General features: G+C 63.4%; 16 protein-coding genes. 8 read left to right on the top strand and 8 right to left on the bottom strand.

The window, feature by feature from the left end:
* Positions 1-70: 70 nt before the first annotated feature.
* Positions 71-1801 carry a formate--tetrahydrofolate ligase gene (locus tag PG897_RS07995; protein WP_201880942.1) on the bottom strand — a complete coding sequence of 577 codons (1731 nt, stop codon included), beginning with the start codon at positions 1799-1801 and terminating at the stop codon, positions 71-73.
* A 66-nt stretch (positions 1802-1867) separates the two neighbouring features.
* Between PG897_RS07995 and PG897_RS07990 the strand changes: the two genes are divergently transcribed.
* Positions 1868-2284 (top strand): hypothetical protein, encoded by a 417-nt coding sequence (locus PG897_RS07990; RefSeq protein ID WP_024942802.1) that lies wholly within the window; start codon positions 1868-1870, stop codon positions 2282-2284.
* A gap of 25 nt (positions 2285-2309) precedes the next feature.
* On the opposite strand, the gene PG897_RS07985 is transcribed toward PG897_RS07990, so the two are convergent.
* Positions 2310-3212 (bottom strand): LysR family transcriptional regulator, encoded by a 903-nt coding sequence (locus tag PG897_RS07985; RefSeq protein ID WP_010634428.1) that lies wholly within the window; start codon positions 3210-3212, stop codon positions 2310-2312.
* 111 nt (positions 3213-3323) lie between these two features.
* On the opposite strand from PG897_RS07985, the gene PG897_RS07980 reads away from it, so the two are divergent.
* The 4 genes from PG897_RS07980 to PG897_RS07965 all read left to right on the top strand — a co-directional run bounded on the left by PG897_RS07980 (position 3324) and on the right by PG897_RS07965 (position 6278).
* Entirely contained in the window at positions 3324-3884 is a 561-nt protein-coding gene (locus PG897_RS07980) for a YceI family protein (RefSeq protein ID WP_017781777.1), read from the top strand.
* Entirely contained in the window at positions 3884-4621 is a 738-nt protein-coding gene (locus PG897_RS07975) for a hypothetical protein (RefSeq protein ID WP_024942801.1), read from the top strand. Before PG897_RS07980 ends, PG897_RS07975 begins: the two co-directional genes overlap by 1 nt.
* 186 nt (positions 4622-4807) lie before the next feature.
* Complete coding sequence (locus PG897_RS07970; RefSeq protein ID WP_017781775.1) at positions 4808-5929, top strand: adenosylhomocysteinase; 1122 nt, start codon at positions 4808-4810, stop codon at positions 5927-5929.
* Between the two features lie 37 nt (positions 5930-5966).
* A complete protein-coding gene (locus PG897_RS07965; RefSeq protein WP_019840718.1) occupies positions 5967-6278 on the top strand; it encodes a SelT/SelW/SelH family protein in 312 nt (103 codons plus the stop codon).
* A gap of 62 nt (positions 6279-6340) precedes the next feature.
* Here the strand turns inward: PG897_RS07965 and PG897_RS07960 are convergent, their stop codons facing one another.
* Together PG897_RS07960 and pepT are read right to left on the bottom strand one after the other, a co-directional pair.
* Positions 6341-8065 carry a lysophospholipid acyltransferase family protein gene (locus PG897_RS07960; protein WP_024942800.1) on the bottom strand — a complete coding sequence of 575 codons (1725 nt, stop codon included), beginning with the start codon at positions 8063-8065 and terminating at the stop codon, positions 6341-6343.
* A gap of 152 nt (positions 8066-8217) precedes the next feature.
* Entirely contained in the window at positions 8218-9441 is a 1224-nt protein-coding gene (gene pepT, locus PG897_RS07955) for a peptidase T (protein ID WP_024942799.1), read from the bottom strand.
* A 33-nt stretch (positions 9442-9474) separates the two neighbouring features.
* Here pepT and PG897_RS07950 point away from each other — a divergent pair, with 33 nt between their 5' ends.
* A complete protein-coding gene (locus PG897_RS07950; RefSeq protein ID WP_017779231.1) occupies positions 9475-9774 on the top strand; it encodes a hypothetical protein in 300 nt (99 codons plus the stop codon).
* 735 nt (positions 9775-10509) lie between these two features.
* Positions 10510-12411 carry a biosynthetic arginine decarboxylase gene (gene speA, locus PG897_RS07945; protein ID WP_017781770.1) on the top strand — a complete coding sequence of 634 codons (1902 nt, stop codon included), beginning with the start codon at positions 10510-10512 and terminating at the stop codon, positions 12409-12411.
* A gap of 78 nt (positions 12412-12489) precedes the next feature.
* Here the strand turns inward: speA and PG897_RS07940 are convergent, their stop codons facing one another.
* The 3 genes from PG897_RS07940 to PG897_RS07930 all read right to left on the bottom strand — a co-directional run bounded on the left by PG897_RS07940 (position 12490) and on the right by PG897_RS07930 (position 16219).
* Positions 12490-13008 carry a hypothetical protein gene (locus tag PG897_RS07940; RefSeq protein WP_024942798.1) on the bottom strand — a complete coding sequence of 173 codons (519 nt, stop codon included), beginning with the start codon at positions 13006-13008 and terminating at the stop codon, positions 12490-12492.
* On the bottom strand, positions 13005-14987 hold the full coding sequence (locus PG897_RS07935) for an alkyl/aryl-sulfatase (RefSeq protein WP_201880953.1): 1983 nt from the start codon (positions 14985-14987) through the stop codon (positions 13005-13007). Before PG897_RS07935 ends, PG897_RS07940 begins: the two co-directional genes overlap by 4 nt.
* Positions 14988-15298: 311 nt before the next feature.
* Positions 15299-16219: a LysR substrate-binding domain-containing protein gene (locus tag PG897_RS07930; protein WP_024942796.1), complete on the bottom strand. Its 921-nt coding sequence runs from the start codon at positions 16217-16219 to the stop codon at positions 15299-15301.
* 313 nt (positions 16220-16532) lie between these two features.
* Between PG897_RS07930 and PG897_RS07925 the strand changes: the two genes are divergently transcribed.
* Complete coding sequence (locus tag PG897_RS07925) at positions 16533-16721, top strand: hypothetical protein (RefSeq protein ID WP_010634417.1); 189 nt, start codon at positions 16533-16535, stop codon at positions 16719-16721.
* A gap of 55 nt (positions 16722-16776) precedes the next feature.
* Here PG897_RS07925 and PG897_RS07920 read toward each other — a convergent pair whose 3' ends face one another.
* Positions 16777-17067: a hypothetical protein gene (locus PG897_RS07920; RefSeq protein WP_024942795.1), complete on the bottom strand. Its 291-nt coding sequence runs from the start codon at positions 17065-17067 to the stop codon at positions 16777-16779.
* Positions 17068-17158: the final 91 nt, after the last annotated feature.

Raw genomic sequence — 17158 nt, 5'->3', positions numbered from 1 at the left:
CCGTCCAGTGACGGGGCCTTGTTGTTTCTGGCGTTTGAGGGGGCAGCAGGTCAGGCCGCCAACGCCGATATCAGCTCAACCCGACGATGTCGCCGTGCTCGTCGATATCGATATGACGGTAGGCCGGCAGGCTGCCAAGGCCCGGCATGGTCATGATGGGGCCCGCCAGGGCATAGACGAAGCCGGCGCCGGCGCAGAGCCTCACCTCCTCGATGGGCACCTCGAAGTCGGTCGGTACCCCCTTGAGGGCCGGATCATGGCTGATGGAGAGCGGCGTCTTGGCCACGCAGACCGGCAGGTGGCCCCATCCCTCGGCAGAGAGTTGCGCCAGCTGGCGGCGCGCCTTGTCCGAGAGTCGTACGCCACGCCCGCCATAGCCGCACTCCACCAGGGTTGCCAGCTTGGCGTCCAGGCTCGCATCGTCTGGGTAGAGCAGTTTGACCAGGCCTGGCTGCTCACAGGCGGCCACCACCGCCCGGGCCAGCTCGTCGGCCCCGGCCCCGCCCTGGGTAAAGGCGTGGGAGATGGCGCAGCCAGAGGCGCCGGCTTGCACCGCCTCGCGGGCCAGCAAGGCCAGCTCAGCTTCGCTGTCGGTGGGGAAGCGGTTGATGGCGACCACCACGGGTACGCCGTAACGGCGGGCATTGGCGATGTGCCAGCCGAGGTTGGCGCAGCCCTGCGCCAGGGTCGGCAGATCCTCGCCCAGCAGGCTTTGGGGCAGCGGCTGGCCCGGGCGGATGTCGAGCAGGCCGCTGTTGGCCTTGAGGCCTCGCACCGTCGCCACCAGCACCACGCAGGCCGGGGTCAGGCCGGATTGGCGGCTCTTGATGTTGAAGAACTTCTCCAGCCCCATATCGGAGCCAAAGCCTGCCTCGGTCACCACGTAATCGGTGAGGCCGAGGGCCATGCGATCGGCGATCACCGAGGAGTTGCCGTGGGCGATGTTGGCAAAGGGGCCGGCGTGCACCAGCACCGGGGTCTGCTCCGTGGTCTGCATCAGGGTCGGCTGCAGGGCCTCCTTGAGCAGCACCGTCATGGCGCCCGCCACTTCCAGCTGCTCGGCGGTGATGGGTTTGCCGTGCAGGTCGCGGGCCAGCTGGATGCGGCCGATGCGCGCACGCAGATCGTTCAGATCGCTCGCCAGCGCCAGAATGGCCATCAGCTCGGAGGCGGCGGTGATGACGAAGCGATCGCTGCGCTCGACGCCGTCGGCGGCGCCCCCCTGGCCGATGGTGAGGTGGCGCAGGGCGCGGTCGTTCATGTCGAGGGTGCGCGGCCAGAGGATGTTGTCTGCATCGATATCGAGCCGAGGCAGGCCGGTTCTGGCGCTGAACTGGTCACCGAGTTTGCGCTCATGGAACAGGCGGGCATCGAGGGCCGCCGCCGCCAGATTGTGGGCGGCGGTGAGGGCGTGAAAGTCACCGGTGAGGTGCAGGTTCATCTCCTCCATCGGCACCACCTGGGCGTGGCCACCGCCAGCGGCGCCCCCCTTGACCCCGAACACGGGCCCGAGGCTCGGCTGGCGGATGGTGGCGATGCTGGGCTGGCCGATGTGGTTGAGCCCCATGGAGAGGCCGAGGGTGGTCACCGTCTTGCCCTCGCCAAGCGGGGTGGGGGTGATGGCGCTCACCAGCACCAGCTTGCCCGCCGGTTTGGGGAGCGACTTGAGCAGGTCGAGGCTGAGTTTGCCCTTGTAGTGGCCGTATGGGCTCAGCTGGTGCGAAGGGATGGCGAGGCGCTCGGCCAGCGCATGAATGGAGAGACGGGGGGACTGGCGGGAGATCTCGATATCGCTTAGCATCAGCACCTCGTTGGCATGTCAGGTCAAATATGCGGCGAAGTCTAGTGGAATCAAGAGGGTTATCCAATGAGTAATAATATTTTGTCCGGCAATCGTGAGCTGCATCTAACGCCCATCGAGCTGGATCTCAACGCCCTCTATCACCCGCCCAAGCAGCCACTCACCGCCCTTGGCATCGTCAGCGCCTTCATTCCGCTGTTTGGCTACGGCTGGCAGGCGATGACCCAGGATCCGGAGACCCACTTTCGCCACGAGCTGGCCAAACGTATCAACAAGCACAAGACCGACGAGGCCAACCTCATCCTGATCCTGCAACTGGCCGGCATGCTCGATTGCCACTGCCTGCACATCACTCTGCCCTATGCCCTCGGCGATGAGCAGCTGGCGACCCTGCGCCAGCGGCTGCCGCGCTGGCAGCTGAACCTGCACGACGTACTGCTGGTGGCCGAGTTGCCGCTGCCTGCCGATACCGCCGCCTCATAGCCATCCCATCACCGCCGCAAAGGTGTTAAGCCTTGCGATCCCAGTAGTGGGGGGCGAGATAGCGCTCCTGCACGAATTCGATGAAACAGCGCACCTTGGCCGAGACGAAACGGCGGTGCGGATAGAGGGCATAGAGCCCCACCTGCCCCTTCTCCCACTCAGGCAGCAGTGACACCAGGGCGCCGGAGCGCAGCGCATCGCCGACGATGAAGGTGGGCTGCAAGATGATGCCCTGATCGTCGCAGGCCGCCCGGGTCAGGGCCACCCCGTTGTTGGCCCGCAGCGGCCCCTGCGGGCGCACGCTCAGCTGCTCGCCATCCCGTTTGAATACCCAGTCCGGCTGGGTCAGGGTATAGAGCAGGCAGTCGTGCTGCTTGAGATCCTCCGGGCTGTTCGGCGTGCCCCGACGGGCCAGGTAACCCGGGCTGGCGCACACCTCCAGCCGCATCATGGCCAGCGGCTTGGCCACCAGGGAGGAGTCCGGCAGGTTGCCGATGCGCAGCGCCAGATCGAACCCCTCTTCCACCAGCGCCACCCGCCGGTCGCTGTACTCTATCTCCAGCTTCAGATCCGGGTAGCGTTCGCGAAACAGCGGCAGGGCGGGGGAGAGGTGCAGGTAGCCGAAATCCATCGGCACCGACAGCTTGAGGGTGCCCTGGGGCTGTTGGTTGTTGCGGGTCAGCTGGCTGTGGGTCTCTTCGAGCTCCGCCAGCAGCGCCTGGGAGCGCTGGTAGTAGAACTGGCCCGCCTCGGTGGGGTTGACCTGGCGGGTGGTGCGCGACAGCAGCCGGGTGGAGAGGGACTCCTCCAGCTGCTGCATCAGCTTGGAGGTCATGGCGACCGAGATGCCGAGCTGGTTGGCGGCCTTGGTAAAACTCTGACACTCCACCACCTTGATGAAGGTGCGCATGGCGGCTATCTGGTCCATCTTTCACTCTCAGTTGATAATTATTTTAATAAATCGCTGATTATCTATATCCGGTATGGAGGTTAGCATCTTGGCTGTTGTTGTGAACCCCCAATATGAAGGAACGAACGGATGAAGATGACCAAGGCCCTGCTGGCCTCCTGCCTCTTTATGGCGACGCCCCTGATGGCAGCCGATTACGATGTGGATGCGGCGCATACCACGGTGCAATTCAAGGTGGGACACCTCGGCTTCTCCGAGCTGGTGGGTCGTTTCAACACCTTCAGCGGCACCTTCAGCATGGACGATGCCAACCCGGCAGCGGCCAAGGCGAGCTTCGAGATCGATGCCGCCAGCGTGGACTCCAACCACGAGCCACGCGACAAACACCTGCGCAGCCCCGATTTCCTGGACGTGAAGCAGTATCCCAAGATGACTTTCGTCAGCTCCGGCTACGAGGGCACCAAGGATAAGGGCGTGCTGAAAGGCACCCTGACCCTGCACGGCGTGTCCAAGGAAGTGGCCTTCGATCTGGTCCACATCGGTGAAGGCAAGGATCCCTGGGGTGGCTACCGCAGCGGCTTCAACGCCACCACCACCATCAAGCGCAGCGACTTTGGCGTGAACTACATGGTGCCGAACATTCCGGACGAGATGACCATCGCACTGTTTGTCGAAGGTGTGCGCAAGTAATGGGCGCGGCACTCCTGCTTCAAACCCTGGCGGCTCCTTTGGGGGCCGCTTTACTGTCGTGGCGCTGGCCGCGGCTGGGATACCTGTGGGGCGCCCTGGCGCTCTGGCTGGTGGGCTGCCTGCTGGGCGGTGCCTACGGGCTGCCGGTCAAGGCGTGGCAATGGCTGCCACTCACCCTGTTGGTGCCTGCCCTGGCGGCGCAGCTGGCCGACCAGCGGGCCGCGCTTGCGCTGTTTGCCGCGCTCGGGGCACTGGTGTGGTGGCAGGGGCTGGCCTCGGTGCTGGCAAGCGAGCCCGCCATCTGGCTGGCGCTGTTGCCCGCCATTGGCTGGCTGGGATGGACCGGACTGCGCGGTGACAGCCGCGAGGGGCTCGGCTTTGCCCTCGGCTTCATCTGGCTGGCACTGGTGATCGGCATCGATGGCAGCCTGCTGATTGCCCAGCTGGCCGGTGCGCTGGCGGCCTTCGCCGGTTTCCGTGCCCTGCTCGGGGCCTTTGCCGGCAGCCAGGTGGCGCCCGCGGCGCTCGCATTGGCGCTGGCCTTTATGCAGATGCTCGCCTGGCAATACGTGGAAGTGCCGCTGCTGGTGTTGCTACCGGTCTGGCTGCTGCCGCTGCTGGAGTGGGCACTGCGCAACAAACCCTGGTTCCAGCGCTGGGCCCTGCTGATCCTGCTGGCGGGCGTCGGGGCGGGTCTGAGTCTGTGGAAGGTGTGGCCAGAGGCCTCTCTTTACTGATTTTTAGCATAAAAAACAGGCAATTAACCCAAAAGTTGCCGACTTCGTCATAGTCTGTACAGATAAAGATTGAGCCCCATAGTGGTTTCAGATAAAAAGGATTTTCAATTATCTGGACACACACAGAACCCGGTCTGACCGGGTTCTGTTTGCCTGCTTGTTTGCGGCGCGCTAAGGAGGCCACAGTTGCGCAGTCAAGGATCTGAGCATCTGTTTTTTCGCCATTTCACCGAGCAGGGACGTCTCGACGGTCTCTGCATCCTGCTGGTTACCCATCTGCTTCCCGATCGCCCCCAGTTTATTCAGGCCCTCGATCAGATCGGGCGGATCGGCGCCATCCTGCCCAAACCCAAGTCAGTTCACGGACCGACCCTGACCTGGGCCCAGCAGCACTATCCGGTGCTGCCCCTCAACCGCCAGTGGACCAATACCCCGCAGGGGGTGATAGAGCACATAGCCCCACTGGTGGCGCCCCATGAGCGGCTGATCATTCTCGATATCGGCGGCTATTTCGCCAGAACCCAGGCCACCCTCAGCGAGTATTTCGGCCCCCGTTTCCTCGGGGTGGTGGAGATGACCGAGAACGGCCATCAGCGCTATGAGCAGGAGGTGCTGTCCACTCCGGTCATCTCGGTGGCGCGCAGCCCTCTCAAGCAGGCCGAGGATATCCAGATCGGCCTGAGCGTGGTCTACTCCGCCGAATCCCTGGCCCGCACCCTCAACCGCACCTTCAATGTCTGCCAGGCCGCCCTGTTCGGCTACGGCAAGGTGGGGCGCAGCATCGCCCGCGAGCTCAGGTGCCGCAACCTGCATCTGGAGCTGGTGGAGACCGACGTGCTGCGCCAGGTGGAGGCGCTCTCCCACGGCTTCAAGTTGGTGGGCAAGGCCGAGGCCCTCAGCCGGGCCGAGCTGGTGATCTGCTCCACCGGCAACGGCGCGCTGGACCTGGCGGATCTGCAGCGGTTGCGCCCCGGCACCATGGTCGCCTCGGTCACCTCGGCGGACGACGAGTTTGCGTTCTGTCTCTCCCAACTGCCCTGGCCGAGCGAAGAGGTGTGCCCCCACGTACTGGCGCTGACTCGTCCCGACGGCAGCACCATCTTCCTGCTCAACCGGGGCGAGGCGGTCAACTTCGTCCACGGCGCCGTCATCGGCGAATATGTCTATCTGGTGCTGGCGGAGATCATCGAAGGGGTGCGTCAGCTGGCGTTGCAGCCGCTGGCCCCCGGTCTGTTCGACCTGCCGCAGTCGACCATGCGCACCATTGCCCGCCACTGGCTGGCCGACTTCCACGGGGTTGCCCAGTGAGTGCCTTTTTCTTAGCCGCCATTGATGGAGTGACCACATGAGCGAGACGACCTTGTCCGCCCCCAAACCCCGCATCGAAATCCGCTACTGCACCCTCTGTCGCTGGATGCTGCGCGCCGCCTGGCTGGCCCAGGAGCTGCTCTCCACCTTCGACAGCGATCTGGGCGAGGTGGCGCTGGTGCCGGCCAGCAAGGGGGAGTTTCGCATCCTGGTGGACGGGGTGCTGGTGTGGGATCGGGTGGCGGACGAGGGCTTCCCCGAGGCCAAGGAGATCAAGCAACGGGTGCGTGATGTCATTGCCCCCGAGCGTGACTTGGGCCATGCCGATCGCAAGCCGACTGCAGAGTAAACCGCAGCATCAATGACAAAGAGAGGGAGGCGCAGGCCTCCCTCTCTCGTTGTGGCGTCCGCTCAACGCTCGGCAGCTGTGCCCGGCTCTTCTTCGGCGGGGAGGCCGATATAGCGGGCCCGCTTGTGGGGCTTGAGGCGGCTCACATCCACCCACACCAGGCCATCGATGCAGTGGTTGAAATCGGGGTCGATGCCAAAATCCATGAACTGCACGCCGCCCGGCTCGCATAGCTCGGAGTACTGCTTGTAGAGGGTGGGGATGGCGCAGCCCAGGTTGTCGAGGCGAGCCTTGAGCTCCTTGAGATCGGCGCCGTAATCCAGCCCGGCAAACAGCGGCGGTGTGGCGGGGTAGGGGCGGCGCGAGGGGGCGAGCGCGAGCTCGGGGGCAAAGTGCTGGCGATAGAAGCTCACCAGCAGATCCTTGGCCGCCGCCGGCAGGCTGCCGGAGAGCGACACCGGGCCGAACAGGTAGCGGTAGTCGGGATAGCGGGCCAGATAGGCGCCGATGCCAAACCAGAGGTAATCGAGCCCCCGTTTGCCCCAGTAGGCGGGCTGGATGAAGCTGCGGCCAAGCTCGATGGCAAGCTCCAGCCTGGGCAGTAGCTTCTCTTCAAAGCCAAACAGGGTGTGGCTGTAGAGGCCTTCAAGCCCCTTGCTGGCCAGCAGCTCGGCCACCGGCGCGAAACGGTAGGCGCCGATGATCTCGAGCCGGGCCGGATCCCAGAGAATGAGGTGGTGATAGTCATCGTCGAAGGTGTCGAGATCCCGCCGTCTGCCGGAGCCTTCCCCCACCGCCCGAAAGGCGATCTCCCGCAGGCGCCCCAGCTCGCGCAGGATCACCGAGTGACTCAGCTCGTGGCGTCGGTAGAGATAGATCCCCTGACCGTCTGGGGTGTGGCCGAGGGCCTCGCAGGATTCGATGGCCTGCTTGAGCTGACGGCGCTCCTCCGGCAGGGCGATGGGGGCTTCGGTGGCCAGCAAGCCCCGCTTGCCACGCCCGATGCGATAGAGGTGGCTGCGCACCAGCCGGGCCGCGCTCTTGGCTGGCAGCTCCTGCACCCCGCTCACCGGGATGCGGGCACCTATGGTGATGGCGATGCGTTTGCCCTGCTGGCGAAACAGCTGCTTGACCAGCAACAGCCCGGCCCAGTCGTTGTTGAGCCAGGCGGCGAGATAGAAGGAGAGACCGTTGCGCCCGTCCAGATGGATCGGCACCAGCGGGGTGCGGGTGCGCTGGGCCAGCTTGATGAAGCCTGATTGCCAGGGGCCGTCCTTGACCCCCTTGGGGCCGAGGCGCGACACCTCGCCGGCGGGAAATATCACCAGCGCCCCTTCTCCCGCCAGGTGCTCCCCCATCGCCAGGATGGCGCGCCTGTCGGTCTTGCCCCCCAGGTTGTCCACCGGCAGCAGCAGGGGTCGCAGCGGCGTCAGCTGGGCCAGCAACTGGTTGGCTACTATCTTGACGTCCGGCCGGATGCGGCCGAGCAGGCGCAGCAGGGCCAGCCCGTCGAGGGAGCCGATGGGGTGGTTGGCGACTATGATGACCCGGCCGCTGGCCGGAATGTGCTCGAGCTGGGCCTCGCTCACCCGGTAGTCGAAGTCGAGCTCGGTCAGCGCCTGCTCGACGAAGTCGAGTCCGCGCAGATGGGGGTGGCATGCGGCGAAGCGTTGAAACGCCTGCTCGTGCAGCAGCCAGCGCAGCCCTTGTCGGAGCAGGGGGCGTAGCAGGTCGTTGGCCGACAGGCGGGGCAGGTGTTGTTGTAACAGGGCATCGACACTGAACATGGGCTGGGCTCCGATGAGTCGTTGCCCTAGCATGACGCCCTTTTGTTCCCGCCCCATGGCAGCGGGATGACAGTTTGATGGCAAAGAGGGGAGCCGGTTAACCGGCTCCCCTCTTTGGTCATGCTTTGATCATGGCGGTGACGATGGCCGGTTTAGTCGCGCCAGGACGAAGTCAGGCGCACCAGCTCCACCAGGGTGGCGACCGCTTTTTCCATGGATTGCAGCGGGATGAATTCGTGCTTGCCGTGGAAGTTGTGGCCACCGGTAAACAGGTTGGGACAAGGCAGCCCCATGAAGGAGAGCCGGGCGCCGTCGGTACCGCCGCGAATGGGTTTTATCTTTGGCGCCACGTCGGCGGCCAGCATGGCGGCCTTGGCCAGCTGGACTATGTGCATGTGCGGCTCGATCTGGCTGCGCATGTTGCGATAGCTGTCGGTCAGGGTGAGCTCGATGCGCGCTTTGGGGGCCTCCAGCTGCAACGAGGCGACCCGCTCCTTGAGCTGGGCCTTGCGGGCGGCGAAGCCCTCGTCGTCGAAGTCGCGGATGATGTAGTGCAGGCAGGTCTCCTCCACTGTGCCGTTCATCTGGGCCAGGTGGAAGAAGCCCTGATAGCCGTCGGTGCACTCCGGGGTCTGCTCGGCGGGCATGGCGGCGTGGAAGCGGGCGGCCAGGGTCTGGCTGTTGATCATGCTGCCCTTGGCGGTGCCGGGGTGCACGTTGTTGCCGATAAAGCGCACGGTGGCGCCGGCGGCGTTGAAGTTCTCGTACTCGAGCTCACCGAGCTCGCCGCCGTCCACCGTGTAGGCCCAGCGGGCCGGGAAGCGGTCCAGCGGGAAGCGGTCGGCACCGCGGCCTATCTCCTCGTCCGGGGTAAAGCCGACCCAGACATCGCCGCGGGGGATCTCGGGGTGGGCCAGCAGGTGGTCGATGGCGGTGAGGATCTCGGCGATGCCCGCCTTGTCGTCGGCCCCCAGCAGGGTGGTGCCGTCGGTGGTGATGAGATCCTGGCCCAGGTAGTTCTTCAGGAAACGGTAGTCGCGAATGGCCAGCACCTCGTCACCCTTGCCCAGGCAGATGTCCCCCCCCTGATAGTTTTCGATGATCTGGGGCACCACCTGCTCAGCCTCGTAGTCGGCGGTATCCATGTGGGCGATGAGGCCGATGGCCGGCGCGTCCGGCTGGTTGCCCGGCAGGCAGGCGGTGAGGTAGCCGTGCTCGTCCAGGGTGACCCGGCTCAGCCCCATCTGCGTCATTTCATCACAGAGGGCGCGGGCGAAGACCAGCTGTCCCTCGCTGCTGGGACAGACGGGATTGGTCGCATCGGAGCGGGTATGAAAAGTCACGTAACGCAGAAAACGCTCAAGCAAGGTATCCATTGGCAAGCCTCAAACCTGTGGTGGAGGGTCATTGTGGCCAATCTGGCGGCGGGGCTTTTTGCGTCAGCTCAGTTTTTGCCACATTTTTTGGCGAAGATCGGGTTGGAAAGGTGTAAGGTGGTTGAGGCTGTGGTTGTTGATATCAATGACAGCATAAAATGGTCCATCAACCGCATTTTTAAGCGGTTTGTGATGGGACTCATTTTTCCGTCAATGCCCTTGGTGGCGGGGGAGGGGCGAGGACGGGCCAGACGGGGTTATTTTCAGGGTGAAAAAGGGCGCGTGGCGGGACTTCTTCCCCCGCTTGCCAGGCCCGCTGGCGGCAAGATTTGATCGCCTTATGAAAAGCTGTTTTTGAACACTATTTTTTATTGTCACCGCTGGCGGTAAGTGTGTACACTCCGCGCCGATCCAAGGGCAACCCTGAGCAGGCAGAGGCCGCCAGACTCCCGCAGGATCATACGCCTATAGGGCGAGGCACGCAGAAACGACAGACACTGCTAGGGTATGGTTTCTTTAATACCGGTTAGGCTCCGGTATCAGGGAGAACAACGGACTCTCATTTTCCGGCTGACCGAGTGAGCCATCGGCTCATCATCTTCCCTTGTCATGGGTGGTCACTGGCGGTGAGCTGGCTGTGGTTGTTGTCGTCTATCAACACGCTTGCGTGCTGACGCCTTCGCATCTCTTCCTTGAAACCCTCCCCTGCTGTCGTGACGGCTGCCGAATGATGAACGAACGACGTGGCTGATGTCGTTTGTCATCAAAGTACCGCGGCGCTGGTTGCAGCACCGCATACCGTTGAGCTTGATGTAAAGCCACCAGCCCCACATCAAGACTCGTTACTTCCCCAAGATCCACCAGGCAGCCTAGGCTTGCCGCGATGAACCAGGGAGGTGGCGACAGGTGAACGTTCAGGTCAACCCGCGGCGTCAACGCCCGGTGCCGGACTTCTTGCCTTGCTCGCCCGCAGGCCGCTTCGGCGCGCCACACCTGCTCATCGATGGTCTGGATGTGATTGAGGGTAACGAAGGCGGCCACCGGCCGCTCATTTGCGAGGCATAGCCCATGACTAACTGGTCCAGCAAGGACTCCTTGAAGGTCTACAACGTTCCCTACTGGGGTGCGGGTTTTTTCAATATCAATGACGCCGGTCATGTGACCGTCGCTCCCGACAAGTCACGCCCTGACGCACAGATCGTGCTCTCCGATGCCATCGAACAACTGCGTCAATCCGGGCTGACCACTCCGGTACTGCTGCGTTTCCCCGACATCCTCAAGAGCCGGGTCGATGCGCTGTTCAACGCCTTCGGTCAGGCCATCGAGAAGTCAGGCTATGAAGGGGACTACCTGTGCGTTTACCCGATCAAGGTAAACCAGCAGCGTCGCGTCATCGAGACCATCAGCCAGTCCTACAGCGACAAGCCCCGGCTTGGCCTGGAAGCTGGTTCCAAACCGGAACTGCTGGCCGTGCTGTCCCATCACCATGAGCAAGGCTCGGTGATCGTCTGCAACGGTTACAAAGACCGCGAATATATCCGCCACGCCCTCTTGGGCAACCTGATGGGCCACAAGGTCTACATCGTGGTGGAGAAGCCCTCCGAGCTGGAAATGGTGCTGGACGAGTCAGCTCGCCTCAACATCAAGCCCAACATCGGGGTGCGTGCCAAGCTCGCTTCCACCGGCTCCGGCATGTGGGAATCGAGCGGCGGCTCCATGTCCAAATTCGGTCTGTCCGCCTCCCAGATCCTGGCGCTGATCGAGCGTCTGCGTGGCCTGGGCAAGCTGGACTGCCTGCAGCTGCTGCACTTCCACCTGGGTTCCCAGATCGCCAACATCCGCGACATCCAGGGCGGTATCCGCGAGTGCGGCCGTTTCTACGCCGAACTGCGTCGCCTCGGTGCCAACATCGAAGTGGTTGACGTGGGTGGCGGCCTGGGGGTGGACTACGAGGGAACCCGTTCCCAGAGCCACTGCTCCGCCAACTACAGCCTCTCCGAGTACGCCAACAACGTGGTGTGGGGCATCGGCGATGTCTGCCGCGAGTTCGACCTGCCGCACCCGACCATCATCAGCGAGTCCGGCCGAGCCCTGACCGCTCACCACGCCGTGCTGGTCACCAACATCATTGGTGCCGAAGGGGTGGAGATGAATGACATCAGCGCGCCGGACGAAGATGCACCGACCATTCTGCAGAACATGTGGAAAGGCTGGCTGGACCTGCGCGGCGAAGATCCCTCCCTGCTGGAGATCTTCCACGACTCGGTGGCAGATCTGGGTGACGTCAACACCCAGTACACCATGGGTCTGCTCAACCTAGAGCAACGCGCCTGGGCCGAGATGCTGCACCAGAACACCTGTCTGGCGCTCAAAGAGATGCTCAACCCGGTCAACCGCAACCACCGTGCGCTGGCCGACGAGCTCTCCGAGAAACTGGCTGACAAGTGCTTTGCCAACTTCTCCCTGTTCCAGTCCCTGCCGGATGCCTGGGGTATCGGTCAGGTGTTCCCGGTGATGCCGCTGGCCGGCCTCGAGCGTCCGCTCACCCGCCGCGGCATCCTGATGGACATCACCTGCGACTCCGATGGTCAGGTGGAGCACTACGTCGACGGTCTGGGTGTGGAAAGCACTCTGCCGATGCCGGTCTACGGCGAGCACGAAGAGTGCCACGTCGGCTTCTTCCTGGTGGGCGCCTATCAGGAGATCCTCGGCGATCTGCACAACCTGTTCGGTGACACCCACTGCGCAGAAGTGTGGCTGGACGAGGAAGGCAAGATGGACATCCGCAACGTGGTGCGCGGCGACACCGTCGACCAGCTGCTGCGTTACGTCAACATCGACCCGTCCGTCATTCGCGAGAACTATCAGCGGATCGTCTCACACCCGGCGCTGGACGACGCGGCCCGCAAGGCCCTGCTCGAAGAGCTGGAGCTGGGTCTGCAAGGCTACGCCTACCTGGAAGACGAATAAGCGCTTGCGCTGGTTCGTTGCCCCGATGGCAGCAAAGAAAAGGGAGGCAGATGCCTCCCTTTTTTCATGTCTGAACGGTCATGAGCCCAGGGCCAGGTGCAAGTCGTGCTGCAATTGCCGGCCATCTTCGCCCGGCATGGCAACCACCCCCAGCCGCAGCGCCTCCTCTATGGTGAGGGTGCCGGCCAGCAGGGCGTCGAGGGCCGCCTCGCTTAGCAGCATCATCCGATCCTTGGGGTGCGGGCCGGCAGTATGGAGCTGGAGCAGCAGTGACTCCTTGCCCCGCAGCCTCGACCAGAGCCCGGAATCGACCAGCAGGATGGAGACGCCGCCCCTGACGCCGGCCTGCTGGAAGCGGCTCTTCAGGGTCTGCAGCCAGGCCTGGCTGCGGGTAAACCCCGCCTCGCCGGTGAGGGTGGGGAGACGGGCCACCCTGTCATCATTGACCGCTGCCGCGGTCGCCATGGCAACGTCGAGTGCGCCGGGCCAGCTCTGTTCAAACGGATTGGGGTAGAGTGCGTCATAACCGCAGGTCTGCCCCATCCCGGGGATGAGGCAGAGCAGGGTCATGCACACGCGCAGGGTGCGTCGCATCATGGGGTCACTATGTTGAACCAGAAGTTGAACTTGTCGAGCAGGCCGACGAAGTCGCTGAAGGTCTGCTGGTTTCCCTGAACCTTGATCTCGCCGCTGGCGATCTTCTGCTCCAGCGTGCCCTGGCCCAGCTGGATGTCGTCCAGGGTCTGCTTGCTCAGGGTGAGGGTGACATCCGGCTTGGCGGCATAGTGGGTGGTGTGGTTGAGCACGGCGTTCTCCAGGCTCAGGGTGTGTTGCTCCCCGATGTCGGTGAAGTCCATGTTGATGACCATCTTCTTGCCGGCCGCTTTCTCCGGATTGATCCTCACCGCCAGATAGTCGAACAGCATGCTGGGGCTCATGGCGCGAATGGTGTCCGGCGAGGCGGTGACGGTCGCCCCGGCGGTGGGTACGCCGTTGCGCAGCTCATAGGCCCCCTGCAGATAGACGGAGCGCCATGGGCCGGACTCGGCCTGATAGCCCAGCTGCTCGAGCGCATCGGCCAGCAGCAGCTTGCCCTCCTGGTTGTTCGGGTTGGCGAACACCAGATGCTTGAGCACTTCCGCGACCCAGCGATATTCCCCCTTGTCGAACGACGCCTTGGCTTTTTTCAGCAGCGCCTGTTCACCGCCCATGAACTCGACGTATTTGGGACCGACCATCTCGGGTGGCAGGTTGTCCAGATCGGAGGGGTTGCCGGAGTACCAGCCCATGTAGCGCTGATAGACGGCCCGGCTGTTGTGGCGCAGGGTGCCGTAGTAACCGCGGTTCGGCCAGAAGTCGTTGAGCTCGGGGGGCAGGGCAATCTTCTCCGAGATCTCCTCACCCGTGTAGCCCATGTTCATCAGCCGCACCGACTGGTCGTGGATGTACTTGTAGAGATCCCGCTGCTTCTTGAAGTAGTCGACGATGCTGGCATTGCCCCAGCGCGGCCAGTGGTGGCTCTGGAACTTGACCTGGGCCTGGTCGCCCCAGGTCTCGATGGTCTCGTTGAGGTAGCTGGACCACTTGAGCGCATCGCGCACCTGGGCGCCGCGCAGGGTGAGGATGTTGTGCATGGTGTTGGTGGTGTTCTCGGCCATCCAGAGTGCCTTGCTGTCCGGGAACCAGGTGTTCATCTCGGCCGGCGCTTCGGTGCCCGGGGTCATCTGGAAGACCATCCGCACGCCGTCCAGGGTGACCTCTTCCCCACTCTTGGTGATGAAGCGGGTCGGCAGCAGCAGGGAGGGCACGCCGGTGGAGGTAGTCTGCCCCAGGCCGCCATTCACGCCTCCCTGGGCATTGCGCGGCAGCAGGGCGCCATACATGTAGACGGCGCGGCGGGCCATGGCGTTGCCGGCGATGACGTTTTCCGAGACCGCATGCTCGGTGAACCCTTCGGGGGCGATGATCTGAACCCCGTTCTTTTTCACCTCGTCCGGCGAGGTGAACAGGCCGGCGGCCCCGCCGTAGTGATCCACGTGGGAGTGGCTGTAGACCACGGCAGTGACCGGCCGCTCGCCCAGGGTCTGGTTGATGAAGGCGAGGGCCGCCTTGGCGGTCTGCGGCGAGATCAGCGGGTCGAAGACGATCCATCCCTTGTCACCCTGGATGAAGGTGATGTTGGAGAGATCGAAGCCGCGGATCTGGTAAATCTTGTCGGTCACCTTGAACAGCCCGTACTCCATGTTCAGCTGGGCATTGCGCCACAGGCTCGGGTTGACGGTATCCGGCGCCGTCTTGTCCAGGCCGATGTAGGTCTTGTATTGCTCCAGATCCCACACTACGTTGCCCTTGTCATCCTTGATGGTGAGGGTATCCGGTTTGGCGATGAAGCCGCGCCGGGCGTCCTCAAAATCCTGCTTGTCGTTGAATGGCAGGGTGTGCAGCACATTCTGGTTGGCCTGGATGGTAAATTCGCTGGCCGGCTTGGGGTTGATGATGGCCCAGGCCGGCTGCAACAGCAGGGAGCCACAGAGGCATAGGGTGACAATGGTGTGCGTCGAGAACTTGAGCTTCATCTGTTTTCTCCAGATTGTGGTGGGCAGGCCGGACCAAGTGTAGTCAGACTCTGATGCCTCCCAGTAATAAACAGGGTGAGTGACGGGTAGCCGAGATGGCGCCAGCCATGGCAGGCGCTATCCGGACCCGGAGTGAAACGTAGGGCGAGAGATGCCCCCTGACGACATGTCCCATGAACATGGTCAGCGTTGCTCTGTTATTCGGGCGTTGCGGCATTACGCCGAGGGCACGGCAACGGGGTCGGCACCAGAGTAGTCAAGCCGGCCGCAACAATCATGGCAGCCGGCAATAAACGACAGTTAAGCGGTGGTTAAATGAGGGGGACGCCGGCGCTGATGAGGTGCAGTTGGCGGATAAACCACTGGAGGGCGGGATCCCGGCCCTGCGCCTGGTGCCAGCTGATGTAGACGGGACAGTAACTGGAGGCCCAGGGCAGCGGAAAATCCTTGAGCCGCAGGGTGTCGCGCACCTGTGCGACATGCCACTGGCTGACCACGCAGAGCCACTCGGTCTGGCTGACCAGGGAGAGGGCGGTGAGCAGGGCGTTGCTCTCGTAGGCAATCTTGCGGGGAGGCAGGGCCTGCTCGCTGAGGCTGCGGATGACCCAGTCGTCCTTGCGGCGCACATCCCAGACCACGTGCTCCTCGGCAAAGAAGGTTTCGAAGTCGAGGCTCTCCCCGATGCGCGGATGATCGGCGCGACAGGCCACCCTGAGCTCCAGGGTCAGCAGGGATTCGTTGCAAAAGCCGGTCTCTTCCAGCGCTGTGCTGGCCAGTACCAGGTCGATGTTGCGAAGGCGCAGCGCCTGCTGACGCAGATGCTCTTCAAACATGCCGGGCACCGACTCCACCCGGCAGTGGGGCGCCACCCTGGCCAGATGGGCGAGCAGCGCCGGCAACAGCAGGAGATCGAGGTCCGGGTGGCTGGCGATGCGAAAGATGCGCTGGCTGGTGAGGGGATCGAACGCCTGGTTGAGCAGCAGGGAGCGCTCCATGGTATGCAGGGCGGTGCGGATCTCCCGGTGCAGGGCGAGGGCACGGCTGGTGGGGATGATCCCGCGGCCATCGCGGCGAAACAGGGGCTCGCCGATGAGGTCGCTGAGCCTGCGAATGGCCTGACTGATGGCGGCGGGGGTCATCTCCAGGCTGGTGGCCGCGGCCGATACCCCCTTCTCGGTCATGACGCGATCGAAGATGCGAAACAGGTTCAGATCTATGTGGGAGTGGCTCATCTATGCCTCCTCTGTGGGCCTGGTCGTGTGGCGCCAGGCGCTGGCTGTCGCCGGGCCCCGCCATGGGGTGAAGGGCGCCTGAGGGGCTGCGCAGGATCCGCTGCCCCAGCTCACATTGTGGCGGGCGTGGCTGACTGAGAACTTAACGAGCAGCATATGACCATCGCTGAGGCAGAAGAAGCGCCTTTCGGGGCTCTTTTACCGAGAAATGGTGGCGTCGGCAACCTGGCTTGATCTGCATCAAGTTTGTAACGCTCTGGTTACTTTACGGTCGAAAAAGGATGTGGGTAGTAGGTAACAGAAGGATGGATGTATGGAACTTGAAAGGGACCCGAGATGTTATACCGACGTCTGTATCGACGGTAAGTGGTATCACTATGACCACTGCAGCACGCACGTTTACATGCTGATGGGAGGGGCGGCGCCGAGCATGACGCTGGCTTATGAGCCCAGCAGCGAGGAGGAGTTGATCGAGATGCTCCGCCAGCTCGCCTGCGGTTGAACCATATTGCTGCGGCCATCGGCAGCTTGCCGATGGCCGCGCTTCATCTACTTACTCAATTGCCCCGCTTCTGCCCCAGCAGTGTCTTGCCGAGCGCCTGCACGGCGATGGCCGCGGCGTAACCGGCGTCCGACTTGCCTAGCTCATCGGCCACGTAGAGGAAGTTGGAGCCATACTTCTCCACCGCCTCGCGCGGGTTGGCCGCGTCGATGAAATCCTCTTCCACCTCGAACCCCTGCGCCAGCAGCGCCTCTTTCTCGGGCAGGAAAGTGGGGGAGGCCATGTCAATAAAGGTGTACTGCTGCCGGTTGGAGGCCGGGATAGAGAAAAACTGGTACTTCGCCATTTGCGATACCTCGCCTGAACGGTTGTGTCGTGATGCGAGCTTCCTCTCGCCGAACTTTCGTCGAACTGTTTCTCGGGCGTCGAACTGTTTC

It is taken from the genome of Aeromonas sp. QDB20 (genome assembly GCF_027707805.1).
GTDB classification, from domain to species: domain Bacteria; phylum Pseudomonadota; class Gammaproteobacteria; order Enterobacterales; family Aeromonadaceae; genus Aeromonas; species Aeromonas dhakensis.
Note: the sequence above shows the minus strand (reverse complement) of the source record. Positions and strands in the feature narration are given on the sequence as shown.